At 55.9% G+C, this 9,805-nt stretch carries 7 protein-coding genes; 3 read left to right on the forward strand and 4 right to left on the reverse strand.

The annotated features are described in order from the left end of the window. Positions 1–52: 52 nt before the first annotated feature. Complete coding sequence (locus NP590_RS14430) at positions 53–1,684, reverse strand: SulP family inorganic anion transporter (protein ID WP_256603247.1); 1,632 nt, start codon at positions 1,682–1,684, stop codon at positions 53–55. Between the two features lie 64 nt (positions 1,685–1,748). Next, positions 1,749–2,327 carry a YqaA family protein gene (locus NP590_RS14435; protein ID WP_256603249.1) on the reverse strand — a complete coding sequence of 193 codons (579 nt, stop codon included), beginning with the start codon at positions 2,325–2,327 and terminating at the stop codon, positions 1,749–1,751. A gap of 439 nt (positions 2,328–2,766) precedes the next feature. On the opposite strand from NP590_RS14435, the gene NP590_RS14440 reads away from it, so the two are divergent. The 3 genes from NP590_RS14440 (at position 2,767) to recN (ending at position 7,102) form a co-directional block, all read left to right on the forward strand. After that, positions 2,767–4,461: a glycoside hydrolase family 17 protein gene (locus tag NP590_RS14440; RefSeq protein WP_256603250.1), complete on the forward strand. Its 1,695-nt coding sequence runs from the start codon at positions 2,767–2,769 to the stop codon at positions 4,459–4,461. Between the two features lie 79 nt (positions 4,462–4,540). Continuing rightward, positions 4,541–5,416 carry an NAD(+) kinase gene (locus NP590_RS14445; RefSeq protein WP_256603251.1) on the forward strand — a complete coding sequence of 292 codons (876 nt, stop codon included), beginning with the start codon at positions 4,541–4,543 and terminating at the stop codon, positions 5,414–5,416. Between the two features lie 12 nt (positions 5,417–5,428). Next, a complete protein-coding gene (gene recN / locus NP590_RS14450; protein ID WP_256603252.1) occupies positions 5,429–7,102 on the forward strand; it encodes a DNA repair protein RecN in 1,674 nt (557 codons plus the stop codon). Between the two features lie 340 nt (positions 7,103–7,442). Here the strand turns inward: recN and NP590_RS14455 are convergent, their stop codons facing one another. Together NP590_RS14455 and NP590_RS14460 are read right to left on the reverse strand one after the other, a co-directional pair. After that, positions 7,443–8,219: an EAL domain-containing protein gene (locus NP590_RS14455; RefSeq protein ID WP_256603253.1), complete on the reverse strand. Its 777-nt coding sequence runs from the start codon at positions 8,217–8,219 to the stop codon at positions 7,443–7,445. Between the two features lie 286 nt (positions 8,220–8,505). Beyond that, positions 8,506–9,805 (reverse strand): hypothetical protein (locus NP590_RS14460; RefSeq protein WP_256603254.1); only part of this gene is annotated, 1,300 nt, incomplete at its 5' end.

A 9,805-nucleotide genomic window follows, 5' to 3' on the forward strand; every position in this document is an offset into this window, starting at 1 on the left:
CGTTTTAACGGCATCCGGTCGCGTCCCAACCCAACACCTCCGCCATCTCGATCTATTGCTTGATACGGGCGGCCAAATCGTGATTACCGGCGACCGCGTGGTCGTCCAAGCCCAGAATCTCACAGTCGCCACCCTGCAGGATGTAGTCGCGGCGAAAAGCGTTGATAAATTCCATCACGGTATGATCGATCAAATAAACGTCCGCCAGATCAAACACGATGGTTTTGCCTTGCGGCAGGGTCGCCAGTTGGCTTTTCAACGCAATGAAATTGGAAAAGATGGCGGAACCGTCGATTTTCAGCCGATAGTTATCGGTGGCGACTTGTTCCATGCGGTACGAGATGGACAACAGGTTTCTAAAAGGCACCCCTCTGACCAGATGTACCAGCAATTTGGCGACAATCCCCAACATTACTCCGACCAACAGATTGCTGATCAATATGCCGACGATGGTAACGGCAAATATGTAAAGTTGCTCCTTGCCCAAATCCAGCGTCCTGGCAAATGCGCGTGGCGAAGCCAGTTTATAGCCGATATAAACCAGCAAGGCCGCCAGGGATGCCAAGGGTATGCGGGCAATGAGCCAAGGAAACAAAATCACGAACAGCAACAAAAACCCGCCATGGTAGAAATTCGACCAGCCGCTTCTGGCGCCGTAGTCAATGTTGGCGGAACTACGCACGATCTCCGCGATCATCGGCAAACCGCCTATCATGCCCGACAGGGTGTTGCCGATGCCCATGGCTTGCAAATCCTTGTTCAGATCGGAATAGCGTTTTTGCGGATCCAATTTATCCACCGCCGCGGTACTCAACAGCGTTTCCAGACTTCCCACCAGACAGATGGAAATCACGCTTTGCCAAAATACCGGGCTGGTAAGTTTTGCAAAGTCCGGCAACACGATGGCGGCGGCGAGGCTATCTGGAATCGATACAAGATACGGGCCGCCGATATCGATGTCCGGCGGCAAATTGAACAGCGCATCCGGGCTGAATTCCGCCAGATTGAACAGGTAACCCAGCCCCATGCCCACGACGATCACCAACAGCGGAGCCGGAATGATCTTCGGCAGCGGATTTTTGAGTTGCGGCCAGCCCATCAGGATACACAGGCCGAATAAAGCAATCAGGCCGATTCTGGGCACGAAAAACGCCTGTGCCCGCAAAAGTTGCCAAATCGCCAGCAACATATTGTCCGGCGTTTCAAGCTGTATGCCCAACATCGCCGGCAGTTGCTTGACGATGATTATGATACCGATTGCCGCCAGCATGCCGTGCACCACGGAAGCGGGAAAAAACGCCGCCAAGCGTCCAGCCTTGAAGTATCCCAATACAAATTGCAGCACGCCCGATAACACAATCGCCGCCAGGGTATATCGATAGCCGGCCAGGTTGTCGCCCTGCCCCAAGGCCTGAACCGACGCGAAAATCACCACGATCAGGCCCGCCGCCGGGCCGACGACGGTCAGCGCGGATCCGTTAATCCGCGACACCAGCAAGCCGCCGATAATCGCGGAAAGCACACCCGCCATGGGCGGAAAGCCCGAGGCCACCGCCACGCCCAAGGACAGCGGCAACGCAATCAAAAACACCAAAAAACCGGAAATAATATCCGAGCCCCAGGCCCCATGCTTGAAGACTTCCCCAAGCCGTTCAGCCGAATTTTGTCTACCGGAAGCTGGCATTATGTATCCTTAAAAATGAATGTTACGACCGCGTCGAACCAAGCTGCTTGGCGACGCACTTTCCTTAACGCATGAAGCTGTAGATCAAGCCGCCAGCCATTACGACGGCAACCAGCGCCCAGCCCAATCTGTCCATGTATTCCCTCAGCCTTGTTTCCAGACGCTCGCCGCCGGCCGCAATCAGCATCGCAACCAGAAAAAACCGCCCGCCCCGCCCCAATACGGATGCCAGCACAAATGGCACGAAAACCATATTCAAGGCACCGGCGGCAATGGTAAACACCTTGTAGGGAATGGGCGAGAAGCCGGCCACCAGCACGGCCCAGAAACCCCATTCGCCGAACCATGCGGTGGCGGTCCGGTACGCCTCCCAATAGTGGGAGGTTTTTAGCCATGGCTCTATGCCGTCGAATAGGAAAAAACCGATGGCGTAGCCGAACACCCCGCCCAAAACCGAGGCCAGGGTGGTCCAAAGCGCGAAACGCAGCGCTTGCTTGGGCCGCGCCAACGCCATGGGCGCCAACATCACATCAGGCGGCACCGGAAAAAACGAGGACTCGGCAAAACTCAGAGCGAACAATAATTTTACCGCGTGACGGTGTTTGGACCACAGAATGACCCTGTCATAGAGTTTTTGAAACATTTTGAAATACTACCTGTATCGTTAAATGGATTTGACTTCATCCGGCAAAAACCCCCGCCGACCGCGACGACATTATAAGTCTTGAACCCGTTACGGCGCGTAAGGTTTTACCAACACGACACCCATGCCGTTATGGCGGCTCCATCAACCGCAAGAAACCGCCTTCAAGCAGCCATCGTCCTCTCTAACGGAATCCATCCATCTACTCGCCTGGGAAGCTAAGGTTTCCGCCTCTAATAGCTTCCCTATCCCCCTTCACCCCAGCCCTCCCGGAGGAAACAGAATGCGGGTTTATTTTGGGCGGAATCCCAAATGCGGGATATAAAAAATCGCTAGCCGGACAGTCTTCCGCCGCCGATTTACGGCCTCCCAAACTTAACCGCCGGACAAAGCCGTTATAATCGCCGACTTTGCCATCGCAGCCGCGCCATTTGTTTTTATGCCATCCATCAAAGTTCTCAGCAGCCTGATACTCGTTGTTCTGATTCACGGCACCATCGCCTGGCTGTGCAATAGACCGCAAGATGCCGGCCCCGATGTGCCGGCCGGCAAATTGCGCAGTTTGTCGTTCGCGCCGTATCACGCCGGCTTTAGCCCCATTACGCAAAATTTTCCGTTACCCGAGCATGTGGAGCAGGATGTGCGGGCCGTGGCCGATAAAACCCGCAATATCCGCACCTATTCCGTGCGCGGCGGCATGCAGCCGACGCCGGAATTTGCCCGTAGATACGGCGTGGACATGATGATGGGAGCCTGGCTGGGCGACGGCCATGCGGAAAATAAAATCGAAATCCAGGCCCTGATAGCGGCCGCCAACCAAAACCCCGATGTGGTGAAACGGGTCATCGTCGGCAATGAAGTGCTGCTGCGCAAGGACATGGATATCGACAGCCTGATAGGCTATATCCGCCAAGTCAAACAGGCTATCAAGCAGCCGGTTACCTTCGCCGACGTCTGGTCCAGCTATATGCAATACCCGCAACTGTTCAAGGAAGTGGATTTCATCACCATCCATATCCTGCCGTATTGGGAAGACGAACCGGTCGCCATCGAACATGCCGCCGCCCATGTGGAAAACATCGTGCGCCTGATCAGCGACAAGGCCCGCGAGATGGGGGTGGATAAACCGATTCTGATCGGCGAATCCGGCTGGCCTTCCATTGGTCGGCAGCGCGGCGCGGCGGTACCCGGCGTGGTCAACGCGGCCCGCTTTACTCGTGAATTGATTCAAGTCGCCAACCGGCAAGGCTTCGATTACAACATCGTCGAAGCCTTCAACCAGCCCTGGAAAAGTAATAGTGAAGGCGTGGTGGGCGCCAACTGGGGCTTGCTGGATATTGACCGCGAACCGGTGTTCCCGCTGACCGGCCCGGTGACGGAAAACCCGCATTGGTTCCGGCAGTTTGCCTGGGCAGTCGGCCTGTTGCTGCTTGTGGCGGCTTGCGACTTCCAGCGACTGCAAAAGCTGTCTTTCTCGCGCATGCTGGTTTTTCTGACCCTGGGCCAATTGTTCTGCATCGCCTTGGTGGACATGGCTTGGCTGAATTGGCGCACCAGCTACAGCTTCTGGCAGCAAGCCTATACCGTATTCATGATTATCATCAACGCTAGCTTGGCGGATGGCTTGCTAAGGCGTTGTTACGACGTTTTACAACAACTACCGGCCAATAAAAGATTGGCTAAAAACCTGCGCGCCAGCTATTTACTGTTCAGTCTGCTGGCCATCATAAAAACCTATCAATTGGCTTACGATGGGCGGTATTTGAGTTTTTCGGCGGAGCAATTCGCCATCCCGGCCCTGGGCATATTGGGCTTGGCCGCGTGTTTTGTCCTTACTCGACACGGCTTTAAATTCGGCCTTGCCGAGCTGGCCGGCAACACGGAGAAACCGCATTGGCAGCGTTATCTTGCCTATCTGTTGTGCTTGGGCGCGCCGGCCATCCTCATCGGCGAAACCTACTCCTTCATGTCGGCATACGATTTCATCCAGGCCCACCCGGACTTCGTTCAGGGCTTGCCGGTTGCCCTGGGCTACAGCCTGCAAAACCGCCAATTGCTGCTCTGGCTGACATGCATCCTGATACTGAGCCTGCCTTTTTGGCCTCGCCGTATCGATAAGGCGCAAGCCGGATAAACGCGGTGCTACGATAGCCCTACGCCGGCCCGGGTTTGTTTGTATAATCCGGCCCTATTTTGTCAAACCCTTGCAAACCATGCCCACACCTTTTCAGCGCATCGGCATCGTCGGTAAATTCGGCGATCCCGGCATCGCCCCTACCCTAACGGAGCTGTACCGTTTTTTGCACGGCCGCGGGCACGAGGTTTTACTGGACAGCCAAAGCGTCGACCTGCTGGAAAATGCCGACGTCAAGGGCCTGCATATCGACCGCCTGCCGGAATATTGCGACCTGATCATCGCGGTCGGCGGCGACGGTACTTTTCTAGCGGCGGCCCGCGCGGCGGCCGATTTCGAAATACCCTTGCTGGGCGTCAATCTGGGCCGCTTGGGCTTTCTGGTGGATATTTCGCCGGATCAGCTGATCGGCCGGCTGGAACAAATTCTGGCCGGACGCCATAAAACCGAACGGCGCTGCCTGCTGCATGCGTCCATTTTCAGGGACGGCGCCGAAATCCACCGGCAAACCGCCGTCAATGAAGTGGTGGTGCATCGTTGGGTGACTCCCAGCATGATAGAGATCGTCACCAGCATCGACGGCGTCTATCTGAATACCCAGCGCTCCGACGGCTTGATCGTCGCCACCCCCACCGGCTCCACCGCTTATTCGCTGTCCGCCGGCGGGCCGATTCTGCATCCGGGCCTGAACGCGCTGGTGCTGGTGCCCTTGAATCCGCATACCCTGTCCAACCGGCCGCTGGTGATAGACGACAAGGTCAGCATCGAAATAGGCTTTAGCGATGCCAAGCAAATCAACGCCCTGGTCACCTGCGATCATCTAGAAATTCCAGACGTGCTGATAGGCGACAAAATCGTTATCAAAAAAGCCGACAAGACGATTAAAATTTTGCATCCGGAAGACCACGACTATTTCAACACTCTCAGAAGCAAACTCTACTGGAGCCGCGGTTAATCCGCCCGACCTATGCTGTTAAACCTGAATATTATCGATCTAGCGGTCGTCGACGCCCTGGACCTGGACCTGGACCCCGGCATGTCGGTGCTGACCGGCGAAACCGGCGCCGGCAAATCGATTTTACTGACCGCGCTGGGACTGGCCTTGGGCGACCGCGCCGATTCCGGTTACGTGCGCCCCAATAGCAAGCGGGCGGAAGTCAATCTGGAATTCGACTTAAGCAAGGCCCCGCTGGTGCGGCAGTGGCTGGAGGCACAAGAGCTGGACGACGACGGCCATTGTCTGGTACGACGTACCATCAGCGAAGACGGCCGCTCCAAGGCCTACATCAACAACCGGCCGGTCAACCTGCAGACCTTGCAGGCCTTGAGCCGGCAGCTGGTGGAAATCCACGGCCAGCACGCGCATTTGACTTTACTGGACAAGGACGAACAACGCCTGCTGCTGGATAATTTCGCTCAAAACCAGGCCTTGCTGGGCGCCGTCAACGACTGTTACCAAAACTGGAAACACAGCCACAAAACCCTGCAACAACTGCTGAAGGCCGGCAGCGACCAAGCCGAACGCGAAGAACTGTTGCGTTATCAGCTGGACGAATTACAACAGCTTGATCTGGACAATTTCGATTACGCCACCTTGGCCGAGGAACACCACAAGCTGGCCAATCTGGGCAAGATACTCGGGGTCGGCCAGCAGCAACTGGACATTTTGTACGACAACGACCAGCAATCGGTCAGCCAGATGCTCGGCCACTGCGGCCACGCCATCGGCGAACTGGCCGAATATGCCGGCGAATTGAACGGCATTGTCGAGTTGCTCAACGAAGCCGAAATACAAGTCGCCGAAGCGTCGCAACAATTGCGCCGCTTTCTGGACAATCAGGAAGCCGACCCGCAACGGCTAGTCTGGCTGGAAAATCAGATCGGCATCGTGCAAAACCTCAGCCGCAAGCATAAAACTCTACCGGAGCAATTGCCGCAACACGCCCAACTATTGGCGGCCGAACTGGACGCTATCAGCCACGGCGGCGAACGCATCGAGAGCCTGACGCTGGACTGCGACAATCAGTTGAAACAATACCGGCAACTGGCCGCCGAACTGTCTGTCTCCCGCCAAACCGCGGCGACCGAATTGCAGCAGCGCATCTCGGACACCATCAAGGAACTGGGCATGCCGCACGGCGAGTTTTTGGTCAATATCACCTGCGACCCCGCCGCAGAACCGCAACGCAACGGCCTGGACGCCATCGAATTTTTGGTCAGCACCAACCCCGGCCTGCCGGCCAAACCTTTGGCCAAGGTCGCCTCCGGCGGCGAACTATCGCGCATCAGCTTGGCGATACAGGTCACCACCAGCACCGACAAAACCACCCCCACCATGATCTTCGACGAAGTCGACTCCGGCATCGGCGGCGGCATCGCGGAAATCGTCGGTCAAAAACTGCGCCGCCTGAGCAAAAACCGCCAGGTATTGTGCGTCACCCACTTGCCGCAAGTCGCCTCGCAAGCCCATCAGCATTTATTCGTGGCGAAAAACCAGAAGGCGGCGGTAACCTCATCGACGGTACGCCGCTTGACGGACGACGAACGCATCGCCGAAGTCGCCCGCATGCTGGGCGGGGTGACCATCACGGAAAACACCTTGGCGCATGCCAGGGAGATGTTGGAAGCTGGAAAAGGTTAACCTCTTATCATCGAGGCTGTCGTAAAAGCCCCCTCTCCTTGCGGGTTGGGGTGAGGGGGTGAAAACCAATAAACTATTGTTTTACATACCCTCATCCTAACCTTCTCCTTTATGCCCCGCGGGTGCGGCGGGAGAAGCGACTGATTGTCTTTTACCCTGAAAGTCATGGTGGGAGCGACGCATAGTCGCGATTCGCAAGGCCATCATAGCGTCTATGCCTCGCTGCTACGAGACGCCTTTCATTTGGCGGGGCGATGCACCTGTTTCTTGATCGTTACCGGCAAAGCGTATTCGCAGCGTCGCCCCCCGCTTTGCCGCGGCGAACGGCCGCTATTATGATTTATCCAATGGTTGGCCAAGCCGACTCGGGTATTGACGGCAGACATTCAAACCCGGGTTTTGCGAAATGATAGCCCTGAAACAATTCCACGCCTTTCTCGGCCAGCACCACGCATTCTTCGATACATTCGATGCCTTCGGCAATCACCTGTATGGATAATTCCTTGCAGGCCGCCAATATCGCAAACACCAACGAGCGCCTGACCCGGTCGGTATGAATATTGCGCGTCAGAGCCATGTCCAGTTTGATGATATGCGGGTGTAATTCGGCCAAAAGATTCAAACCGGCATAACCGGCGCCGAAATCGTCAATCGCCGTGATGAAATTGTGGCGTTTATATTCCTCGAAGATGCCGCGAAGATGATCGCCGTCGGTCACGCGCTCGCCCTCGTTGACTTCGAACATGATCCGCTCGGTGGGAAAGTTTAATTCTTCGGCAGCCTCCAGCGTGGCGCGAATGCAGGCTTCCGGCCGATAAACGGCATTGGGCAAAAAGTTGATGCTCAATATGCCCTGTAAACCCGGTTTATTGGCCAAATCCAGCGCCTTGACCCGAATACTTTGGTCGAACCGGTAACGATTGCCGTCATTGACCTGCGATAACACGCTAATAGCACTTTCGTTATGAGGCCCTCTGACCAGGGCCTCATAACCGTAAATACTTCCGCGGGTGACATCGACAATCGGTTGAAACGCCATGGTGAAATCGATACCCAGATCTTGCGTGTTTCGGCAAACCTGGCAGCCAATCGGGTAATTTTTATCGGGTTGTTGCATGCTGGACTCGGAAGCTATGTGGACCTGGATAATTCTATCGTCCGGACTGCATTTTCGAAAAAATTTAATTCCAATTATGCGCTTGCGGCTCAAAATTAAACTTGCGCAATTGCTCGACGCCGCGCAGGCGCGATTCAGTGCGCCGGTGTTATCCGGTTCAAGCACTGGATGATCGAATAATCTCCCCCTCTTTTCGTCAAAAAACGGGCAATCCAGCATTTAATTGGACCACCCGTTCGGGCCTCCGACGTTCAAAGGCGCGGTTGGTTTACAAGCCCATGAATCGTCAGCCGGGGTGCGATGCCTTCCATCGGGCGATCAATTTAGCCGCGTCGGAATTTTCGGTATTCAGTAACTCCCGCCATGCCCTTCTGATGTCCTGGCGTTGTTTCTTGGTCAGGGTCCAGGAAAGCGGCGGCTGGTATTGGGTTTCCGCCTTTTCATGCCAATAACTTTCAAACGCCGTGTTGTCGTCCGGTTTTTTAGCGGCAAATTTTTCGTACATGGCCTTGGCTGTTTCCGGTACAGGCATCTGGAAAAACTTGATTTTCGGGAAGGCGATTTTGTAGTCGGTAATCTCGACCATACCCCGATATTGCTCGATCAAATCCTGTACATCATCCGCATTGCGCTGGCTTTGCGTGGCGTTGCGGGCGCCGACGATGGTGAAAATCGGCCCGAACAAGGCCATCTTCCAGCCCACCCGGTGGTCCGGGGCTGTTTTCAAGGGCGGCTCGTCCGGAAAAGCGCGGATTTCCACCAACAACACTTTTTCAATCGTGCGCGACTGGTCTTGCTCGAGTAATTTTTCCAGGAAATCGACGGCGGTGACAATGCCGAAATTATCGAAATAGCCGCCGTCGGCGACATGGAAAATCGGTTCGTTTTGCGGCGCGCGGCTATTGCGGGTCACCGGGGTGACATAAGGGAAAGTGGCCGATAACAAGGCGGCGGTACTGGCATCGACATCGCAGTCCCGATACAAGCCATTGAATTCCACCCCCTGCTCCGGGGCCAGACCGAAAGTCATCGGACTGAGCAAATAACGCCTGCCGTCCTCGACGATGGTGGCGTTGAATACCGGTATCGGCATTTTGCCGTTTTCAATCGCTTGCGCCCAGCCGCGCAAGGTGGCGTTTGGATGCTTCATATGCGTTTTCCAATCCAGATCGATAGCCGCGCCGCGATCTCGCGGTTCGGTTGTTAGAAACGGCAAGCCCAGCAAGCGCCACAAATCCGGATACACCAGGCCCCATCCGGTCGCTCCCAGGCTATCGGCGGTTGCCGCCTGAAAGATGTCGTCCAGAATCAGCGGATCGTTGGGCGGCGCACCGCTGCCGTCGAAACGGTCGAGAAAGTGCAAGCTTCCGACCGAACCGCCGGATACGCCGCTGATCAGGCCGATGGCTTTGGTAAAGTCCGTGCCCAATGCCGCTTGCAAGCCGGTCAAGACCTGCGTTGTCCAGCCGGCGGCCTGAATCCCGCCGCCGCTGGCGCAAACCACCACCAGGGTTTTAGCGCCCTTTTGGTGACTCAGGCGCTGTTGCACGGCCTGAAAAATCCTGTCCGCTTCGGGAGGCGGACTA

The sequence above is a fragment of the Methylomonas subterranea genome, assembly GCF_024505185.1.
GTDB lineage: Bacteria > Pseudomonadota > Gammaproteobacteria > Methylococcales > Methylomonadaceae > Methylomonas > Methylomonas subterranea.